Below are 19,754 nucleotides of genomic sequence, written 5' to 3' on the forward strand. Positions count from 1 at the left end.
CCAACATGTCGTACAAGAACTTTAAGGTTGAGACCGATTCCGACGGTATTGCGCTCGTCACCTGGGACATCCCAGGCCGCTCCATGAACGTGCTCGACGAGACCTCGACCAACGAGCTCGAGGCGATCGTCAAGGCGACCACGGCGGATGCCGCGGTGAAGGGCGTCGTCATCACCTCGGCCAAGGAAGCGTTCTGCGCCGGCGCCGACCTGTCCATGCTCGAAGGCATGAACCAGGCCTATGCGAAGGTTTTCAAGGAGCAGGGCGAGACCGCGGCGAACCAGATGCTGTTCGACCAGAGCCGGCGCTTCTCGCAGGTGCTGCGCGGAATCGAAACCTCAGGCAAGCCGTGGGCGGCGGCGATCAACGGGCTCGCGCTCGGCGGCGGCTTCGAGATCACGCTGTGCTGCCATTATCGCGTCGCGGCGGAGAATCCCAAGACGCGCCTCGGCCTGCCCGAGGTCAAGGTCGGCCTATTCCCCGGCGCCGGCGGCACGCAGCGCGTGCCGCGCCTGGCGCCGCCGCAGGACGCCATGACCATCCTGCTCAAGGGCGACCCCGTCACGGTCGACAAGGCCAAGGCGCTGAACCTGATCCACGCCATCGTTCCCGCCGCCGACCTCATCAAGGCGGCGAAGGACTGGATCAAGGGCGGCGGCAAGGCCGTCGCGCCGTGGGACGAGAAGGGCTTCAAGCTGCCCGGCGGTCCGGTGTTCTCCAAGGCCGGCATGATGATGTTCCCGGCCGGCAACGCGATCTATCGCCGCGAAACCTACGACAATTACCCGGCCGCGCGGGCGATCATGAGCTGCGTCTATGAAGGCCTGCAGCTGCCGATCGATGCGGCGCTGCGCGTGGAGTCGCGCTACTTCACCTCGGTGCTGCGCTCGAAGGAAGCGGCTGCGATGATCCGCAGCCTGTTCCTGTCGATGCAGGAGCTCAACAAGGGCGCGCGTCGTCCGAAGGATGTGCCCGCCACCAAGGTGAAGAAGATCGCCGTGATCGGCGCCGGCTTCATGGGCGCGAGCGTCGGCTATGTCTCGGCCCGCGCCGGCCTCGACGTCGTCCTGATCGATCGCGACCAGGAGAGCGCGGACAAGGGCAAGGCGCATGCCCAGAAGGTGATCGAGGAGCAGATCAAGAAGGGCCGCGCCAAGCCTGCGGACGCCGAAGCGCTGCTCGCGCGCATCACGCCGACCGCGGACTACGCCGCGCTGAAGGACGTCGACCTCGTCATCGAGGCCGTGTTCGAGGACCGCAAGGTCAAGGCGGAGACCTTTGCCAAGGCGCAGCAATATCTGAAGCCTGATGTGATCTTCGCCTCCAACACTTCGACGCTGCCGATCACCTCGCTGGCCGAGAGTTTTAAGGATCAGGGGAAGTTCATCGGCATTCACTTCTTCTCGCCGGTCGAGAAGATGATGCTGGTCGAGATCATCCTCGGCAAGAACACCGGCGACGTCGCGCTCGCGACCGCGCTCGACTACGTCCGCCAGATCGGCAAGACGCCGATCGTGGTCAACGACTCCAGAGGCTTCTTCGCCAATCGCTGCGTCGGCCGCTACGTCGCCGAAGGCAACGAGATGTTCCTGGAGGGCGTGCCGCCCGCGATGATCGAGAACTGCGCCAAGATGGCCGGCATGCCGGTCGGCCCGCTCTCGCTCTCGGACGAGGTCGCGCTCGATCTCGGTCTCAAGATCATGAAGGCGACCGAAGCCGATCTCGGCCCCAACGCGATCAATCCCGAGCAGAAGAAGCTGATGGTGGAGATGGTCGAGAAGCAGGGCCGGCTCGGCCGCAAGAACAGCAAGGGCTTCTACGACTATCCCGAGAAGGGCAAGGGCCAGAAGAGCCTGTGGCCGGGCCTCTCGGCCTTGCAGCCGAAGCAGCTCGATCCCGATACGCTCGATATCGAGGAGCTGAAGCAGCGCTTCCTGGTGGTGCAGGCGGTGGAAGCTGCGCGCACCGTTGAGGACCACGTCATCACCGATCCGCGCGAGGCCGATGTCGGCTCGATACTCGGCTTCGGCTTCGCGCCGTTCACCGGCGGCACGCTGTCTTACATCGACTTCATGGGCACGAAGAAGTTCGTCGAGCTCTGCCACAAGCTGGAGGCGAAGTACGGCTCGCGCTTCAGCCCGCCCAAGCTGCTGGAGGAGATGGCGGCGAAAGGCGAGACCTTCTACGGCCGCTTCGCGCCGAAGAAGGCGGCGGCCTGACGGAAGAGGTTACGCAGAGACAAAGGCCGGATCGTCGATCCGGCCTTTTTCATTTTCCGTCGCCGAACGGCGAGAAGGCGCGCCCTCCGACGACATCGTCGTCGAGACGGGCCTTCCAGCTGCCTTCGTCGCCGCGGCCGATGCGCACCTCGAAACGCCAGCCATTCTGGTTGGTGAAGGCGACGTCCGCGCCGCTCTTCGTCCTGGCGTAGCGGCAGGGATATTCGGTCGGCCGGTTCGGAAAGACGATCTTTCCTTCTCTGCTCTCGAACACGGCCGAGGTGATCTGCGGAGGGATCGTGAAGATGCAATTGCGTTCCGGCGCGACCGGCGTCGAGAGCCCGAGCATCGCCAGCGGCGCGCCCGCGGCGGTCATGAGGACGATCATGTTCATGGAGGCAATTGTCTCCTGGAGATGCTCCTTCGACGTCGCCGCGGATCAGATGGTTCACAAAAGGAAGGGCTGGATCATCGCTTGGGCGCTCTGCCTTGAGCCTTGTCACATCGATTGATGCGCTTTCGTCTCACCCCAGCACCCAATCCCTCCACCCCGGCCACGCTCGCTTCGCCCTGGCACCGCTCTTGCTGATGATCCACCGGATGGCCCATCGACATTGAAGGTGTCCCGCAATGATCCCCACGGTGTCTCAAGACAGCGCAGCCGGCGTTGCGGTAAGATACGCCCCCTTGTTGCTGCTGGATCGGCCGTGGCGCCGCCGCAGGCTCCTCCGGTGGCGCAGAAAAATTCCTTCGTGGTTTGGCCTGGTCTTACTCGTCCTCGTCTTTGATGTTGCGCTGGCCGTGCTTGCCTGGTTCGCCGTCGATCTCGTCCTGCACTGAAAGCTCACCTCTGTGCACGTAGAACGTCGCCGCCAAATAGGCGACCTGGCCGGCAATCAGGCAGCCGACGACGATTGGAACGCCCGTCCAGAATCCAAAGCCCGAGGTCTGAAGCACCGTCGCGGCAAGGATCGCAGTCGCCGGCGAGACCAGCAATAGAGTCCAGACCCGGAAGAATAGACCCGTCGCCAAGCCGGTGATTGCGCTCGCGAGCAGGAGGAGGATTACAGTCGTCACAATAGCTTTCCGGTCCGACGGTTAGCGTCCTGTCCCGCGCTGAAGTTGAGGCACAGGAGGATTGCTCTCACAAGGATGGCGACGTCCGCGGAGCGCAAAAGGCGGAGTTATTGTTAACCCGGACAATGCTCGTAAAATCCCCGTCAGCGCATCGCGAATCATCGGATTAGCGAATGACGCAAGCAAAGAGCCGAATCATCGGTCCGGCTCTTCGTCGACCCCGCCCGCCACGCTTCGCGAACGGCGGACCAGAGCTGATCGGCGATCATCTGGACAATCACTTGGCCTTCCGTCACGATCTGATTGCCGTCGAGGCCCAGCGCAGGGGCTTGGCCCGAAGGAGGCCCCAACTTCAGATAATCCTCACCATTTCGGGCTTCTTTGCGCCGCTATCGACCTCGACCAGGCCACAGAGCGGGCTGGCCTCCAGGAGCACGAGGCGGGGACGGCGGGCACACACCGGGGAAACCATCCGGTTTCGAGGAATTTCCTTCCCCTGACGCTTGGCTCGGCCGAAAGAACGACTACATGCACCTGCTTGAAATAGTCAAGATTGATGCAGGTGCATCGAATGGAGTAAGAGACGGGCGACGAGCTTGAGCGGGACCATGAAACGCAAACCATCGACCGAGGCAACCGCCGCCTGGATCCGCCTGATGCGGGTGCAGAGCCGCGTGCTCGATTGCGTCGAGCAGGACTTGAAGAAGGCCGGCTTCCCACCGCTGGCCTGGTATGACGCGCTGCTCGAACTGTCGCGGGCGCCCTCGGGCGAGCTGCGGCCGGTCGAGCTCGAGCGGCAGATGCTGATCCCGCAATATTCGACCTCGCGCCTGATCGATCGCCTGGTCGACGAGGGCCTCGCCTCGCGGCGCGAATGCAAGATCGACAAGCGCGGCCAGTTCGTCGAGATCACCGAAGCCGGCCGCGAGCTGCAGAAGCGGATGTGGGGCGCCTATTCGGCCGCGATCGAGAAATATGTCGGTTCGAAACTGTCGGACGCCGACGCCGTCAAGCTCAGCAATCTGCTCGATCGCCTGGGCTGCTCGTGCGGCGAGATGAAACTGCCGCCCGCGGCCGCCAACGAAACCATGCCGTCGCGATGATCGCGCGGCAATCCCGCTCGCCCGTGCAACCGGTGGGTTCGCGGGCCGTCCCTGTCACCCGCGCGCGTTCGGTCGAAGCGCTTTTGATTAGAGTTTGATATGGCGCGAGACCAGATCGACATGACGCCGCTGCAATCACGCGACGAGCTCGTCGCGTGGTTCGAGGCAGGCTGCAAGGACCCGTCCGAGTTCCGCATGGGCACCGAGCACGAGAAAACGCCGTTCACGCTCGACGGCCATCGTCCGGTGCCTTACGAGGGCGCGCGCGGCATCGGCGCGCTGCTCGAAGGCATGAAGCTCCTGCTCGGCTGGGAGCCGATCATGGAGCAGGGCAACATCATCGGCCTCTACGACGTCACCGGCGGCGGCGCCATCTCGCTCGAGCCCGGCGGACAGTTCGAGCTGTCCGGCGCGCCGGTCGAGAACGTGCACCAGACCCAGAGCGAGCTGATGGCGCACTTGGCGCAGGTGCGCGAGATCGCAACCCCGCTCGGCATCGGCTTCCTCGGCCTCGGCATGACGCCGTCCTGGTCGCGCGCCGATATCCCGGTGATGCCCAAGGGCCGCTACAAGATCATGACCAATTACATGCCGAAGGTCGGTCAATACGGCCTCGACATGATGTACCGGACCTGCACGGTGCAGACCAATCTCGACTTCTCCTCCGAAGCCGACATGGTCAAGAAGCTGCGCGTCTCGCTCGCGCTTCAGCCGGTCGCAACTGCACTGTTCGCTAATTCACCGTTCACCGAGGGCAGGCCGAACGGCTTCCTCTCGTTCCGGTCCGAGATCTGGCGCGACACCGACAATGCGCGCGCGGGCATGATGCCGTGGGCGTTCGAGGACGGCATGGGGTTCGAGCGCTATGTCGATTATGCGCTGGACGTGCCCATGTATTTCGTCAAGCGCGGCGAGGAGTACATTGACGTCTCGGGCTCCTCGTTCCGCGCCTTCTTCGACGGCCGCAACAACAACCTTCCCGGCGAGCGTCCGACCTTGTCGGACTGGGCCAACCACCTCTCGACGATCTTCCCGGAAGTGCGGCTCAAGCGCTATCTCGAGATGCGCGGCTCGGACGGCGGCCCGTGGGGCCGCTTGCCGGCGCTGCCGGCGTTCTGGGTCGGGCTGCTCTACGACGATGCCTCGCTCGATGCCGCCTGGGAGATCGTCAAGCACTGGAGCGCGCATGAACGCCAGGCCCTGCGCGACGACGTGCCGCGCATGGGCTTCAAGGCGCGGATCAAGGACCGCTATCTGTTCGAGATCGCCAAGGAATGCCTCGTTCTTGCCCATGCCGGCCTGCGCCGGCGCGGCCGGATCGACCAGCTCGGCCGCGACGAAACCCGGCATCTCGAGCCGCTCGATCGCATCATCGATTCCGGCCGGACGCCGGCCGAGGAGATGCTGGATAAATTCAACGGACCCTGGAAGGGTTCGGTGGAACCGGCCTACGCGGAATACGCGTTCTAGACCTCTGAAGCCGGGCACCGAGGATTCAGTCGTTCATCGCCCATACAGGTTTGCGGCGATCAAATGATCGGCTGAAAAACCTGAGCGTCGTCAATAACTCGAAAGCTGTTCCGATGTGGAAGGGCCGCCTGTCCGGGGCCATCATGGCCAGCGCCGCGGCATGTGTCACGCTGCTTTCGCTTGCGTTTGCGAGCGCGCCGGCGCTTGCCCAGACGGCGTTCGACCGACCCGGCGGCGACTATTTCAGTACGCCCGTCACCTCCGGCGATCCCGAGGATTGCGCGCTGCTGTGCGAGCGCGATCGCCGTTGCCGCTCCTGGAGCTTCAACTATCCCGATGTCGAAGGCGGCTCGGCCGTGTGCTGGCTGAAGAACACCGTGCCGGCGCGCGTGCCGGGTAGCTGCTGTATCTCGGGCGTGCGCGGCGCCGGCGTGATCGAGCCGCGCGTGGAAGGCGTCGAGACGTCGATCGACCGTCCCGGCGGCGACTTGCGCAATTTCGAACTCAAGGATGGCGAAAGCGTCGAGGCGTGCAAGGCCGCCTGCATCGCCGACAACAAATGCCGCGCCTTCACCTATGCCCGCCCCGGCTACACCGGGCGCGAGGCGCGCTGCTTCCTGAAGAAGGAAATCAAGCCGCCGCGAAGGAAGGCGGGGTTCACGTCGGGCGTGGTGCGGTAGCATCCATACTCGTGCCCCGGACGCCATCAGCGCGTTTACGCGCGTCTTCGACGCGCTATGGCGGCGCTTCTTCAGCGCCGCACTGCAGAGACGGGACGCGTGAGGCACCTCACTCCGCCGCGATCACCGTGATCTCCGGCCACAGCGCTTTCCAGCGCTTAGCCTTCGCTTCGTAGTTCGCCGCGGAAAAATTCGGTCCTGGATTTGGCCGCGCGATCAGTGCCGCAATGTCGTCAAACCCGCGCGGTGCGTAGACCTCGTGGCCATCGCTTGCGCGCCTGACGCCGACCTGCGTGTTCTGCGTGAGGAAACGGTCGATGCCTTCCCTCGAGCTTCTCAGCGGCGGATAGGGCAGGCCGTGCTTGGCCGGGTACCACATGTGCACGCGGGCCTGGTTGCGGACCTCGATCTTGGCGCCGAGATGCGCGAGGCGCGCATGGAGGGTGCGGATCACCGCGTCCTCGGCCTCCCACGATGTGTCGGCGCCGAAATAGAACACGTCGTAATCGGCGATGCCGTGGTCGATCGGGCGCCCCGTGAGCACGTTCCATACCGTCTGCACCAGGCATCCCGACACCAGCCATGCATCCGGTAATGCAAGTCGATGCAGCTCGTCGGCGATCGCGGCGTTGACCGGATTGCGTAAGGCGAGCGCGAGGAATTCGTCCTTGCTCACCTGCGACCGGTCAGTGCACGGCGGTGAAGAACCGCGACAGCCTGAATCCGGACAGCCAGGTCCACACCGGCTGGCTGCGCATGCCGAGGTCCCAGGAGCCGACCACGGCGTCCGCACGTCCGATCAGATTGTCGATCGGCAGCAGGCCGACGCCGCCGGAGCGCAGCGGCACGCGGCTATCGGCGGAATTGTCGCGGTTGTCGCCGAGCACGAACAGATGCCCGGCCGGGACCGTCACCTCGGGCGTGTTGTCGAGCGGACCGCTGTCGCGCATTTTGAAGATCAGATGCGAGACGCCGTTCGGCAGCGTCTCGACATAGCGATAGGCGGGCTCGCTGCCGCCACGGTCGTTCTCGGCGGCACCGATGCCGTCGGGCTTCAGCTCGGCCGGACGGTCGTTGATGAAGAGCTGGCCCTGCCGCATCTGGATGCGGTCGCCGGGCAGACCCACGACACGCTTGACCCAGGCCTGCGAACGATCGCCGGGCCAGCGGAAGACGACGACGTCGCCGAGCTTCGGCGTCTCCGCGAACACGCGGCCGCTTTCCGGCAGGCTGATCTGGATCGGCAGCGACGAGGTGCCGTAGCCATAGGGGAATTTCGAGGCGAGCAGCGCATCACCGATCAGGAGCGTCGGCTCCATCGAGCCCGACGGCACGTAGAACGGCTCGGCGAGCGCACCCTTGGCGATGAAGACCGCGGCGACGATGCCGGCGAGCTGAGCGATCTGTCCGCCCCAGCCGCTGCTTTTGCGCTTGGGGCTGACCGTGACCTTGTCTTCAACGCTCATGCGCCGGTTCCACCCACGGTGATGCGTTCCATCAGCAGCGACGGCTGGCCGACGCCGACAGGCACGCCCTGGCCGTTCTTGCCGCAGGTGCCGATGCCGGTGTCGAGTGCGAGGTCGTTGCCGATCATGCGGATGCGATGCAGGTCGGTCGGTCCGTTGCCGATCAGCATGGCGCCTTTCAGGGGCGCCCCGATCTTGCCGTTCTCAATCTTGTAGGCCTCGGTGCACTGGAACACGTATTTGCCCGAGGTGATGTCGACCTGTCCGCCGCCGAAATTCGCGGCGAACACGCCGTTCTTAACCGAGGCGATGATCTCGGCCGGATCGCGGTCGCCGGCGAGCATGTAGGTGTTGGTCATGCGCGGCATCGGCACATGGGCATAACCCTGGCGACGGCCGTTGCCGGTCGGCTTCATGTTCATCAGCCGTGCGTTCTGGCGGTCCTGCATGTAGCCGACCAGGATGCCGTCCTCGATCAGCACGGTGCGATTGGTCGGCGTGCCCTCGTCGTCGATCGACAGCGAGCCGCGGCGCGAGGCGATGGTGCCGTCGTCGACCACGGTGACGCCCTTGGCCGCGACCTGCTGGCCCATCAGGCCCGCAAAAGCAGATGTCTTCTTGCGATTGAAGTCGCCCTCGAGGCCGTGGCCGACCGCTTCATGCAGCATCACGCCGGGCCAGCCGGCGCCGAGCACGACGTCCATCTCGCCGGCGGGCGCCGGAATCGACTCCAGATTGACCAGCGCCTCGCGCAGCGCGCCGTCGGCGGCCTCGCGCCAATTCCTGCTCTCGATGAACTCGGCATAGCCGGCGCGGCCGCCATAGCCCTTGCTGCCGCTCTCCTGGCGGTCGCCCTGGCCGGCGACGACGGAGATGTTGACGCGCACCAGCGGACGGATGTCGCGATAGCTCTCACCGTCGGGCCGCAGGATCTCGACGACCTGCCAGGTCGCGCCGAGACTGACGCTGACCTGCCGCACCCGTGGATCCTTGTCGCGCAGGTAAGCGTCGATCTCGGCGAGCAGTTTTACTTTTGTCTCGAAGCCTGGGGCATCCAGGGGATTGTCGTCGCCATAGAGGCGGACATTGGTATGCGGCGGCGGCGCCGAGAAGCTGCCGGAGTAGCCGCCGCGCACGGCGGCAACCGCATCGGCAGCGCGGATCAGCGCCGGCAGCGAGACGTCGGAGGAATGCGCGTAGCCGACCGCATCGTCCTTGACGGCGCGCAGGCCAAAACCCTGCGAGGTGTCGTAGGTCGCCTGCTTCAGCCGCCCATTGTCGAACATCAGCGCTTCGGTCTGGCTGTATTCCAGGAACAGCTCGCCGTCGTCGGCGCCGGAAAGCCCACGCGCGACCTCGCTGCGAACCTGGTCGCGGTCGAGATTGGCACGGTCGAGCAGGGAGGTCGTGGCAGGATTGGTCATGCGTCCGTCCATTAGCCGGGGATGTGGGGCAAGATAATGGTTTCGGATCGGTTCCGCGAGAGCGCGAAGCCTCACATTACGGAAACAAAAGGATTGTCAAGGTTAGCCGCTGCTACGGCAGCTTGTCATAGCCCTCACCCAGTCCGTTCAGGCTGAGCGGGAAGCCGATGCCTTCTTCCGGCGTCTCGAAGATGATGAAGGTCGCGGTCTTGGCGCTGCGGAGCTGGCCGAGCAGCTTGTCTTCCAGCACGACCTCGGCGACGCAGCCATTGGGCAGGCAGCGGACGAAGCCGGCGCGGCCGACGTCCTGGTTGTCGAGCTTGAGCCCGAGGCCGGAGGGCAAGAGGACCCCGAGCGGAGCGACCACGCGCATCAGCCGGCTCTTCTGGTCGGCGGTCTTGAGCACGATCACGGTCAGGCCGGCATTGGAGCGGTCTTCGGCCACCACGCTCTGGATCAGGGCGCATTGCTCGGTCTGGGCGCCGGGCGGGGTGTCGCAGCGGATCTGCCAGTCGCCATGGACGGAGCGCACCGCGCCCTGCGCATGGGCGAGCCCCGGCAGCGCCAGCAGGACCATCGCAGCCACGAGGCCGGCGAGCGCCGGGAGGCCGTTCGCCGGCCTTGCCATCGATCTCGAAAGCCCCATCGGGTCGGTCCCTCTGCTCGCCTGGGTTGCTCGCGCTTGGCGGACTGATCTGGCGGACTGATACGGAATGACGGCGTCTTGAAGGCGATTCCCAAGCAAATTCCGCGCCGCCCACACCGCCATTGCCCGCACGAATCAGGCTGCCGCGTGGCAGTCTTCCAGTGCCTACCGCGGGCAATTCCGCTGTCAAGCCGCAGCGTCCCGGGAAACGGTATTTTTGTCTGATCTTGCTGGGAAATATCTTGCCGGTGATGGCTGGCAGGCGGGGCTCAAGACTGCATTGCGATAGATCAAGAATTATGGTTTGAGAGGCTTGATTTCGCGTTCTAGCGATCTGGCCCCAATTCCTCTTAGAGGTATTCTTGCGTGGCGGTTTGTCGGACTGGCGGATCGAATAAGCGTTTCCCGCAAGCAGGGGAATGCACGTGGGGTGATCTCGGAAGGGGAGCGCGAACGACATGAGGATGTCGATGGGTCGGGTGGGCCGGCAATTGCTGGGATTGGCCACCATCGCCTTGGTGGCGACTGGAGTCACGCTGGCGACGGGTGGTGCGGCCTTGGCCGAGCTCGGGCAGCCGGCGCCGTGGGAGTGGACGCTTCAGCAGTCCGGTTCCCCGGTGATGGACAACATCGTCTGGTTCCATAACTTCCTCTTCGTGCTGATCACTCTGATCACGCTGTTCGTCCTGGCGCTGCTCGTGATCGTGGTCGTCAAGTTCAACGCGAAGGCCAATCCGGTGCCGTCGCGGACCACCCACAACACGCTGATCGAGGTGGCTTGGACGCTCGTCCCGGTGCTGATCCTGGTCGGCATTTCGGTGCCGTCGTTCCGGCTGCTGTTCCTGGAGCTCGACATTCCGAAAGCGGACCTGACCGTGAAGGCGACCGGCAAGCAGTGGTACTGGTCCTATGCCTATCCGGATAACGGCAAGTTCGAATTCGATTCGCTGATGGCGCAGGACAAGCAGCCCCGTCTGCTCGGCGTCGACAACGAGATGGTGGTGCCGGTCAACAAGGTGATTCGCGTCCAGACCACGGGTGCGGACGTCATCCATGCGTTCGCGCTGCCGGCTTTCGGCGTCAAGATCGACGCCATTCCCGGCCGTCTGAACGAGACCTGGTTCAAGGCTACCAAGACCGGCATGTACTACGGTCAGTGCTCGGAACTGTGCGGCAAGGATCACGCCTTCATGCCGATTGCGATCCGCGTGGTGAGCGACCAGGAGTTCGCCTCCTGGGTCGAGACGGCGAAGAAGAAATTTGCGAGCGGCGGCACCAGCACCTACGCCTCCGCGGCCGGCCCGACGCAGTAAGCGCCGGGGGCGGCCTGAGGGACTGAAAGCGATAAGGGTGGGACCTCCAAAGGTCCGAATGGGACGCAAGGCAGGATTTGAAAATGGCAACGAGCGCAGCGGCACACGGCGATCACGCGCATCATGACGAGCATGCCCATCCGACCGGATGGCGGCGCTACGTCTATTCGACCAATCACAAGGACATCGGCACGATGTACCTGATCTTCGCGGTCGTCGCCGGCATCATCGGTGCGGCGATGTCGATCGCGATCCGGGCCGAGTTGATGTATCCGGGCGTGCAGGTCTTCCACGAGGCCCATACCTACAACGTGTTCGTGACCTCGCACGGCCTAATCATGATCTTCTTCATGGTCATGCCCGCGATGATCGGCGGCTTCGGCAACTGGTTCGTGCCGCTGATGATCGGCGCGCCAGACATGGCGTTCCCGCGCATGAACAACATCTCTTTCTGGCTGCTGCCGGCATCGTTCGCGCTGCTCTTGATGTCGACCTTCGTCGAGGGCGAGCCGGGCTCCAACGGCGTCGGGGCGGGTTGGACCATCTACGCGCCGCTGTCGACCTCGGGCCATCCCGGCCCGGCGGTTGACTTCGCGATCCTGTCGCTGCACCTCGCCGGTGCTTCCTCGATCCTGGGCGCGATCAACTTCATCACCACCATCTTCAACATGCGCGCGCCGGGCATGACCCTGCACAAGATGCCGCTGTTCGTGTGGTCGATCCTGGTGACGGTGTTCCTGCTGCTGTTGTCACTGCCGGTGCTCGCCGGTGCGATCACCATGCTGCTCACCGACCGCAATTTCGGCACGACGTTCTTCGCCCCCGACGGCGGCGGCGACCCCGTGCTGTTCCAGCATCTGTTCTGGTTCTTCGGTCACCCCGAGGTCTACATCCTGATCCTGCCCGGCTTCGGCATGATCAGCCAGATCGTCTCGACCTTCTCGCGCAAGCCCGTGTTCGGCTATCTCGGCATGGCCTATGCCATGGTCGCGATCGGCGGCATCGGCTTCGTGGTGTGGGCGCACCACATGTACACGGTCGGCATGTCCTCGGCGACGCAGGCCTATTTCGTCGCCGCCACGATGGTCATCGCGGTTCCGACCGGCGTGAAGATCTTCTCCTGGATCGCCACGATGTGGGGCGGCTCGATCGAATTCCGCGCGCCGATGATCTGGGCGGTGGGCTTCATCTTCCTGTTCACGGTCGGCGGCGTGACCGGCGTCGTGCTGGCGAACGCGGGTGTCGATCGGGTGCTCCAGGAGACGTACTACGTCGTCGCCCACTTCCACTACGTGCTGTCGCTCGGCGCGGTATTCGCGATCTTCGCCGGCTGGTACTACTGGTTCCCGAAGATGTCGGGCTACATGTACAATGAGGGCCTTGCCAAGCTGCACTTCTGGGTCACCTTCGTCGGCGTCAACCTGGTGTTCTTCCCGCAGCACTTCCTCGGCCTGTCCGGCATGCCGCGCCGCTACATCGACTATCCCGATGCGTTCGCGGGCTGGAACCTGGTCTCGTCGGTCGGCTCCTACATCTCCGGCTTCGGCGTGCTGATCTTCCTCTACTGCGTGCTGGACGCCTTCATGAAGAGGGTGCCGGCAGGCGACAATCCCTGGGGTGCCGGCGCGACCACGCTGGAGTGGACGCTGTCCTCGCCGCCGCCCTTCCACCAGTTCGAAGTGCTGCCCCGCGTGCAGTAACCAATCCCCCGCGGCGCCCGTGACGGGCGCCGCGGCGCTGTAACGAAGCGAGTAGATCTAAGTGTCCGTCCTCGACCACAACGCCATCGACATCAATCCCCACATCTCCGAAGCGGAGGTTGGCGATTATCTCGCATTGCTCAAGCCGCGGGTGATGTCGTTGGTGATCTTCACTGCGCTGGTCGGGATGGCGATGGCCCCGGGGCATTTCCACCCGGTGCTGGCGATCACCTCGCTGCTCTGCATTGCCGTCGGCGCCGGTGCCTCCGGGGCGCTCAACATGGCGCTCGAAGGCGACATCGACGCCAAGATGTCGCGCACGGCGAACCGGCCGATCCCGCGCGGCCGCATCACCCGCCCCGAGGCGATGGCGTTCGGCATGACGCTCGCCTTCTTCTCGGTGATGACGCTCGGCATCCTCGTCAACTGGATCGCGGGTGCGCTGCTCGCCTTCACCATCTTCTTCTACGTCGTGATCTACACGATGTGGCTGAAGCGCTGGACCGCGCAGAACATCGTGATCGGCGGCGCCGCCGGTGCGCTGCCGCCGGTGGTGGCCTGGGCCTCGGTGACGGGCACGGTCGATGTCGAGCCGCTGCTGCTGTTCGCCATCATCTTCTTCTGGACCCCGCCGCATTTCTGGGCGCTGGCGCTGTTCCGCTCCGACGACTACGCGCGCGCCGGCATTCCGATGCTGCCGAACGTCGCCGGTCCCGACGCCACGCGTCTGCAGATCCTGCTCTACACCATCGTGCTGATCGCGGTCGCCGCCGCGCCCTGGGCGCTCGGCTATTTCGATGCCGTCTACGGCGTGGTCTCGCTGATTCTCGGTGCCGGCATGCTGGTGCTCGCCATCAACGTCTATCTGCGCCGCGAGCGCAGCCAGTCGCTGCGCGCGACCCGCAAGCTGTTTGCCTTCTCGATCCTGTACCTGTTCGCGCTGTTTGCGACCCTGCTGGCCGAGGTCGTGTACCGGGCGCTTGCTCCGATGGTTGGGGGCGCATGATCACCGCGATGGCCGACAAACCCGAGCCGGAAGGAATCGTCCTCACCGAGGCGCAGCGGAAGAGCCGTCGTCAGCGCTCCATCGCCATCGCTTTGGCGCTCGGCGTGCTCGTGGTGCTGTTCTTCGCCGTCACCATGGTCAAGGGGCCGGCCGTGCTCGTGCGGCCGATGTAGGAAACATGGATCACGAGCCCACCATATCGCAGGACGTCAGCGCCAAGCCGGGCCATCGCAACCCGGGCAAGGGCCGCGGGCTGGGGCGCGATGTGGTGGTCGCGTCCATCTGCGGCGGCGTGGTCGCGCTGATGGTCGGCGCCTCCTACGCGGCGGTGCCGTTCTACAATTGGTTCTGCCGCGCCACCGGCTTCAACGGCACGACGCAAGTGGCGACCTCTGCGCCGGCCACGGGCCCGATCGCGCGGAAGATCTCGGTGCGCTTCGATTCCAACGTCGCGCCCGGCCTGCCCTGGAAGTTCGAGCCGGAGCAGAGCGAGATCGAGGTCAATATCGGCCAGGTCGTGACCGTCTTCTACACCGTGACCAACCAGGCGGCGCGCGCCACCGCGGGCCAGGCCGCCTATAACGTCGCGCCCCTGACGGTCGGCGCCTATTTCCAGAAGATCAACTGCTTCTGCTTCACCGAGCAGACCATGGCACCCGGTGAGAAGCGCGAGATGCCGGTCGTGTTCTACGTCGACCCGTCGATCGCCGCCGACCACGAGAACGACGGGCTGAGCACGATCACGCTGTCCTACACGTTCTATCCGGTGCGCGATCCCGTAGTGAAACCGCTGGCATCGGGCGAAGCCGACAAGCGCAAGGGAAATCTTTGACCGCAGGGCTCACGCGCAGGCGGTTGGACGCAAGGGGATAAGTGCCGGACAGGCACGGGATTGAGGAGAGAGACGGAATGGCCACGGCGCACACCAAGCATCACGACTATCACCTGGTCGATCCCTCTCCCTGGCCGGCGGTCGGCTCGCTCTCGGCCTTCATCATGGCGGTCGGCGCGGTCGCCTGGATGCACCACATGTTCTCGGCGGCGCCGATCGTATTCGGCGTCGGCACCGTGGGCGTGCTCTACACCATGGCGAGCTGGTGGGCCGACGTGATCAAGGAGGCCCAGTACAAGGGCGATCACACCCGGGTCGTGCAGCTGCATCACCGCTACGGCATGATCCTGTTCATCGCCTCCGAGGTGATGTTCTTCGTCGCCTGGTTCTGGGCTTATTTCAACGCGGCGCTGTTTCCGGCCGACGCCGTCCACGCCACCCGCGATGCGGTGTTCGGTTGCGGCCTCGGCACGCAGCCCGGCGCCTGCGCGGTCCCGGGCACCTGGCCGCCGAAGGGCATCGAGACCTTCGATCCCTGGCATCTGCCGCTGCTGAACACGCTGATCCTGCTCACGTCAGGCACGACCGTGACCTGGGCGCACCATGCGCTGCTCGAGAACGACCGCCAGGGCCTGAAGTATGGCCTGATCCTCACCGTCGTGCTCGGCGCGCTCTTCACCTGCGTGCAGGCCTATGAGTATGCCCACGCGGCGTTCTCCTTCGGCGGCAACGTCTACGGCGCGACGTTCTTCATGGCGACCGGATTCCACGGCTTCCATGTGCTGGTCGGCACCATCTTCCTGCTGGTGTGCCTGTTCCGCGCCTATGCCGGCCACTTCACGCCGAAGCAGCATCTCGGCTTCGAGTTCGCGGCCTGGTACTGGCATTTCGTCGACGTGGTCTGGCTGTTCCTGTTCCTCTGCATCTACGTCTGGGGACGCGGCGCCGAGACCATGGCCAGCGCCGCGCACTGAGCCCGATCGAACCGATCAGGAAGGGCGGCCGCAGGGCCGCCCTTTCGCTTTCCGGCCGCCCGAAGTTTCGTCGGAAACTGTGATAGAGTCCGCCATCATGAACGACAGTGCCGGCACACCCCCGTCCGAAACCACCGTCCTGCAAAGCGCGCTGCGTGGGCTTGCCTGCAAATGCCCGCGCTGCGGCCAAGGCAAGCTTTATGCGGGCTTTCTGACGCTCGCGCCCGCATGCGACCGTTGCGGGCTCGACTATGCCTTCATCGATACCGGCGACGGCCCGGCGATCTTCATCATCATGCTGGCCGGCGGCATCGTCGTCGCGTGCGCCCTCATCGTCGAGGTCAAATACCAGCCGCCATATTGGCTGCATGCGGTGCTCTGGCTGCCGCTCATCCTCGCCACCACGCTGTTGCCGCTGCGCTCGATGAAGTCGTTGCTGATCGCGCTGCAATTCCACCACAAGGCGGCGCCGGGCCGGTTGGTCGATCGCGCGAAATGAATGAGCCTGCGTCGCGCAAGGCCCCCGTGGCCGGCTTCGCGCTGTTCACGCTGTTCCTCACGGCTGTGTTCGTGGCGCTCGGTGTCTGGCAGCTGCAGCGCCGCACCGCCAAGCACGAGTTGATTGCGGCGCTCACCGAGCGGCTTGCGGCCGCGCCGGTTGCGCTGCCGCCGTCCGCGCAATGGGTCGCGCTCAATCCCGCCCGCGACGAATTCCGCCGCGTCAGCTTCACCGCGACCTACGCAGCCCTCCCCGATGCAATGGTCTATTCCTCCGGCTCGGCGGTGCGCAAGGACGCCTCCGGCCCTGGCACCTGGGCGTTCCTGCCGGCGCGGCTTCCCGGCGGCGAGATGGTCGTGATCGACGCGGGTTTCGTCGAGAACACGATGCAGGACCGCGGCGTCGAGGATCGCGCGGTGAACAAGCTTATCACGGGCCAACCGGTTGAGCTCACCGGCTATCTGCGCTTTCCCGAGGCGCCAAGCTGGCTGACTCCGGCGGAGAATCGCGGCAAGCGGCTCTGGTTCGTGCGCGATCATCTGGCAATCGCAAGCGTGCTGGGCTGGGGCACGGTTGCGCCGTTCTATATCGATCTCGAACGGCCCGCGCCGGCGAATGGCATCCCGCGTCCGGGACCGCTCCAGGTGAATCTCAAGGACGACCATCTGCAATATGCAATCACCTGGTTCACGCTTGCAGGCGCCGTGCTCATCGCCTTCGGCGTGTGGGCAAGAGGCCGGCGGCAGAGCTGAGCTCATTGGCAGGTCCATCGAGGGAACCCGGTATCGCCCGGGGTTTATTATTCAGCGCATATTCACGAGGGTGGTTCTAAGCCGCCAATATTGTCCGCGGCAGATTGGGTGCGGCGTGAGTGATTTCGACCAGATGGGAATTATCGTCGACTGGGTGGATGCCTGCCGTAAGGGCGACCTCACAGCCCTGCTCGACCTCTATGCCGACGACGCGCAGCTCGAATGCACCTGCGACGGCGCGCGGCGCTTTCGTGGCCGGAGCGAGATCGAGGCCTATTGGCAGCCGCGGCTCAGCGCCTTCTCCTCGGCGGGGTTCGGGCTGGAAGAGATCAATCCCGCGCCCCACGGCGTCCACCTCGAATATTCCGTCGCCGGCGCGCTGCGCATTCAGGCCTCGTTCCGCTTCAGCCCGGATGGCAAGATCCGCAGCACGCTGTGCGAACCGGCGCGACAGAATGCGCATGATGGTTGCGCCTGCTGAATTAGCCTGGTGACGGAACGTCCCGCATCGTCTCCGCCGGAAGGCGGCAGCGCACGTAGGTTCGGTCATCCACGCGCAACAGCGATAGCGATCCGCTGAGCGCGCGCACGCGCTCATGCATGCCGGTCAGGCCCCGGCCGAAGACGTTGTCCGCAGGGAAACCGCCGCCATCGTCGGAGATCTCGACGACGAGCGTCTTGTCGGCAACCGTCGCCTGCACATGTGCGTTGCCCGCGTTGGCATGTCGCAGCACGTTGGTCAGTGCCTCCTGGATCACTCGATAGACGGTCTGCGCCAGCGGTCCGCCGATTGCGCTGAGATCGCGATCGATCGCATCCGTCAGCACGATATGAGGTGCCTGCTTGCGAAAATTCCGGAGCAGCGTTTGCACGCTGCTCGAAAGGCCGAGCTCTTCGATATAGAGCGGCCGCAGCCGGTCCAGGATGCGGCGGTTGGTCTGCTGCAGGGCCTCGACCGATTGCAGCAGGTCCTGTGCCGAATTGCCGAGATGTCCCGTTGGCTCGGAGGCATCGGTCAGCGCGATCGTGCCGGCGCGGATGCTGAAGAGGAGGGGCCCGAGCTCGTCGTGCAGTTCGCGGGCGAGATCGCGCCGCTCGTCATCCTGCAGCGACACCAGGCGGTGCATCAGATCGCGATTGTCCTGGCTGAGTTGCGCCAGTGTCGCTGCCAGCGCATTGGCTTCCTCGCAGCTCTGCCGAATCTCCGGCGGTCCTCCGACCGGGATCGGCCTTGCGTAGTCGCCGCGCCGAATCCGCGTAAGACCGTCGCCGAGATGTTGCAGGGGGCGCAGGGCCGAACCGGCGAAGACATAGGCGACGGTGCCGGTGAGCACCATCAGGACAGCGACCAGGCTGGTCAGCGCAAGGAAGCCGATCCACTTCTCGAACAAGTCGGCCGATATGTCCGGGAAGAACACGATATCGCCGACATGTCTGCCGTCTATGACGATCGGAAACGCCGCTTCCATCTCTGGTATGGTGATGAGGTTGACGAACCATTGCGGAACCTTCTTCAGGTTGCGCAAGTCTTTCGGAGAAGGCGGGGGACCTCCGTCCATGCGGCGGAATTGAATATCCGTGGAGGCGTCCAAGGACTGAACAAATGCATCGAGGGTCTTTTGCGGATTGTCCGATGCGCGCAGGGTGCTGTTGAGCGCGGCGGCGATGGTCTGGATCGAGCGTCGAGCCGGCTCGTGTTCATCAGCTACCTGACCTGGTGCAAATATCTGCAGTAATATGCCGCCCAGGATCAGGGCTGCGAGAAGGCTCGCGCCGAGCGGGAGAAACAATTGCGTTCGGAACGAAAGTCGTCGCCACATTAGGTCAATTCTAACGCGTATCGGCCGGATTTGCTCTTTCCATTTATTCCCGGCGGGCTATGAGTCGAAAAACAAGAGAGTGCGCGATGCAAGATACCGCCAAGCTGGCGACGAGGGTCCTGATCGTCGACGACCATCCCGTGGTGCTGTCCGGCTGCCGCACCCTGTTCGCATCCGACCATTCAATCCGCATTGACGAGGCGAGTGATGCCAAATCCGGGCATCGCGCCTATGTCAGCAAGCGGCCCGACGTCACCGTGATTGACATCAGCCTGCCCGACGTCTCCGGGTTCGAGCTGATGCGGCGCATCCGCAAGGACGACCCCGACGCCAAGATCATCATGTTCAGCATGAACGACGATCCGGCGTTCGTCGTGCGGGCCGTCGAGCTCGGGGCGCAGGGCTATGTCTCCAAAGGCGACGATCCCAGGATCCTGCTCAAAGCGGTGCGCAAGGTGGTCGCGGGTGACAACTTCATCTCGCCGCAGCTTGCGGAAGCCGTGACGTTTTCCGGCGCGGCGATCAAGGCCAACCCCGCGTCACAGATGACGCCGCGGGAGCTCGAAATTCTTCGCTTGCTCGGACGCGGCGACAAGATCGTCGAGGTCGCCGAGGCGCTCGGCATCTCCTACAAGACGGTCGCCAACACCACGTCCCTGCTCAAGCAGAAGCTTGGCGCCAAGAACCATTCCGACCTGATCCGGATCGCAGTGGAAATCGGAATGAACTGACTTTCGCCATCGACCGAACCGGCTGCTCCGGGATGCAGCGGT

At 64.6% G+C, this 19,754-nt stretch carries 21 protein-coding genes; 14 read left to right on the forward strand and 7 right to left on the reverse strand.

Going from position 1 to position 19,754, the window contains the following annotated elements; all coding sequences use genetic code 11:
• The first annotated feature begins 5 nt into the window (after positions 1-5).
• On the forward strand, positions 6-2,219 hold the full coding sequence (locus ACTEK7_RS16255; RefSeq protein WP_225147428.1) for an FAD-dependent oxidoreductase: 2,214 nt from the start codon (positions 6-8) through the stop codon (positions 2,217-2,219).
• A gap of 49 nt (positions 2,220-2,268) precedes the next feature.
• Here ACTEK7_RS16255 and ACTEK7_RS16260 read toward each other — a convergent pair whose 3' ends face one another.
• Positions 2,269-2,613 (reverse strand): hypothetical protein, encoded by a 345-nt coding sequence (locus tag ACTEK7_RS16260; RefSeq protein ID WP_036020551.1) that lies wholly within the window; start codon positions 2,611-2,613, stop codon positions 2,269-2,271.
• A 374-nt stretch (positions 2,614-2,987) separates the two neighbouring features.
• Positions 2,988-3,296 (reverse strand): hypothetical protein, encoded by a 309-nt coding sequence (locus tag ACTEK7_RS16265; RefSeq protein ID WP_225113003.1) that lies wholly within the window; start codon positions 3,294-3,296, stop codon positions 2,988-2,990.
• A 608-nt stretch (positions 3,297-3,904) separates the two neighbouring features.
• Here ACTEK7_RS16265 and ACTEK7_RS16270 point away from each other — a divergent pair.
• From ACTEK7_RS16270 to ACTEK7_RS16280, 3 genes are all read left to right on the forward strand, one after another.
• Positions 3,905-4,399, forward strand: coding sequence for a MarR family winged helix-turn-helix transcriptional regulator (locus ACTEK7_RS16270; RefSeq protein ID WP_035996519.1), 495 nt, complete (start codon positions 3,905-3,907; stop codon positions 4,397-4,399).
• A gap of 99 nt (positions 4,400-4,498) precedes the next feature.
• Entirely contained in the window at positions 4,499-5,869 is a 1,371-nt protein-coding gene (locus ACTEK7_RS16275) for a glutamate--cysteine ligase (protein ID WP_036020556.1), read from the forward strand.
• Between the two features lie 113 nt (positions 5,870-5,982).
• Complete coding sequence (locus ACTEK7_RS16280; RefSeq protein WP_225147427.1) at positions 5,983-6,549, forward strand: PAN domain-containing protein; 567 nt, start codon at positions 5,983-5,985, stop codon at positions 6,547-6,549.
• A 109-nt stretch (positions 6,550-6,658) separates the two neighbouring features.
• Here ACTEK7_RS16280 and ACTEK7_RS16285 read toward each other — a convergent pair whose 3' ends face one another.
• From ACTEK7_RS16285 to ACTEK7_RS16300, 4 genes are all read right to left on the reverse strand, one after another.
• Positions 6,659-7,225 (reverse strand): nucleotidyltransferase family protein, encoded by a 567-nt coding sequence (locus ACTEK7_RS16285; protein ID WP_035996550.1) that lies wholly within the window; start codon positions 7,223-7,225, stop codon positions 6,659-6,661.
• Between the two features lie 10 nt (positions 7,226-7,235).
• Positions 7,236-8,015 (reverse strand): signal peptidase I, encoded by a 780-nt coding sequence (lepB, locus tag ACTEK7_RS16290; RefSeq protein WP_109142209.1) that lies wholly within the window; start codon positions 8,013-8,015, stop codon positions 7,236-7,238.
• On the reverse strand, positions 8,012-9,439 hold the full coding sequence (tldD, locus tag ACTEK7_RS16295; protein WP_109145594.1) for a metalloprotease TldD: 1,428 nt from the start codon (positions 9,437-9,439) through the stop codon (positions 8,012-8,014). The genes lepB and tldD overlap by 4 nt, the downstream gene beginning before the upstream one ends.
• 112 nt (positions 9,440-9,551) lie before the next feature.
• On the reverse strand, positions 9,552-10,085 hold the full coding sequence (locus ACTEK7_RS16300; protein WP_035996576.1) for an invasion associated locus B family protein: 534 nt from the start codon (positions 10,083-10,085) through the stop codon (positions 9,552-9,554).
• Between the two features lie 458 nt (positions 10,086-10,543).
• On the opposite strand from ACTEK7_RS16300, the gene coxB reads away from it, so the two are divergent.
• The 9 genes from coxB to ACTEK7_RS16345 all read left to right on the forward strand — a co-directional run bounded on the left by coxB (position 10,544) and on the right by ACTEK7_RS16345 (position 17,642).
• Entirely contained in the window at positions 10,544-11,398 is an 855-nt protein-coding gene (gene coxB / locus ACTEK7_RS16305; protein WP_035996579.1) for a cytochrome c oxidase subunit II, read from the forward strand.
• Between the two features lie 83 nt (positions 11,399-11,481).
• A complete protein-coding gene (gene ctaD, locus ACTEK7_RS16310; protein WP_035996582.1) occupies positions 11,482-13,098 on the forward strand; it encodes a cytochrome c oxidase subunit I in 1,617 nt (538 codons plus the stop codon).
• A gap of 61 nt (positions 13,099-13,159) precedes the next feature.
• Positions 13,160-14,104: a heme o synthase gene (locus ACTEK7_RS16315; protein ID WP_035996584.1), complete on the forward strand. Its 945-nt coding sequence runs from the start codon at positions 13,160-13,162 to the stop codon at positions 14,102-14,104.
• Entirely contained in the window at positions 14,101-14,277 is a 177-nt protein-coding gene (locus tag ACTEK7_RS16320; protein WP_035996586.1) for a hypothetical protein, read from the forward strand. Before ACTEK7_RS16315 ends, ACTEK7_RS16320 begins: the two co-directional genes overlap by 4 nt.
• Positions 14,278-14,282: 5 nt before the next feature.
• Positions 14,283-14,936, forward strand: a complete 654-nt coding sequence (locus ACTEK7_RS16325) for a cytochrome c oxidase assembly protein (protein ID WP_035996588.1) — start codon at positions 14,283-14,285, stop codon at positions 14,934-14,936.
• A gap of 77 nt (positions 14,937-15,013) precedes the next feature.
• Complete coding sequence (locus ACTEK7_RS16330) at positions 15,014-15,910, forward strand: cytochrome c oxidase subunit 3 (protein ID WP_035996590.1); 897 nt, start codon at positions 15,014-15,016, stop codon at positions 15,908-15,910.
• Positions 15,911-16,007: 97 nt separating this feature from the next.
• The gene (locus ACTEK7_RS16335) at positions 16,008-16,409 is read left to right on the forward strand and encodes a DUF983 domain-containing protein (RefSeq protein WP_035996593.1); all 402 of its coding nucleotides are present in this window, start codon (positions 16,008-16,010) and stop codon (positions 16,407-16,409) included.
• A complete protein-coding gene (locus tag ACTEK7_RS16340; protein WP_035996596.1) occupies positions 16,406-17,161 on the forward strand; it encodes an SURF1 family protein in 756 nt (251 codons plus the stop codon). The genes ACTEK7_RS16335 and ACTEK7_RS16340 overlap by 4 nt, the downstream gene beginning before the upstream one ends.
• A gap of 115 nt (positions 17,162-17,276) precedes the next feature.
• Positions 17,277-17,642 (forward strand): nuclear transport factor 2 family protein, encoded by a 366-nt coding sequence (locus tag ACTEK7_RS16345; protein WP_035996598.1) that lies wholly within the window; start codon positions 17,277-17,279, stop codon positions 17,640-17,642.
• A 1-nt stretch (position 17,643) separates the two neighbouring features.
• Here ACTEK7_RS16345 and ACTEK7_RS16350 read toward each other — a convergent pair whose 3' ends face one another.
• The gene (locus ACTEK7_RS16350; protein WP_225128518.1) at positions 17,644-18,981 is read right to left on the reverse strand and encodes a histidine kinase; all 1,338 of its coding nucleotides are present in this window, start codon (positions 18,979-18,981) and stop codon (positions 17,644-17,646) included.
• A gap of 86 nt (positions 18,982-19,067) precedes the next feature.
• On the opposite strand from ACTEK7_RS16350, the gene ACTEK7_RS16355 reads away from it, so the two are divergent.
• Complete coding sequence (locus tag ACTEK7_RS16355) at positions 19,068-19,712, forward strand: response regulator transcription factor (protein WP_028178165.1); 645 nt, start codon at positions 19,068-19,070, stop codon at positions 19,710-19,712.
• Positions 19,713-19,754: the final 42 nt, after the last annotated feature.

This window comes from Bradyrhizobium sp. JHI2711 (genome assembly GCF_056156565.1).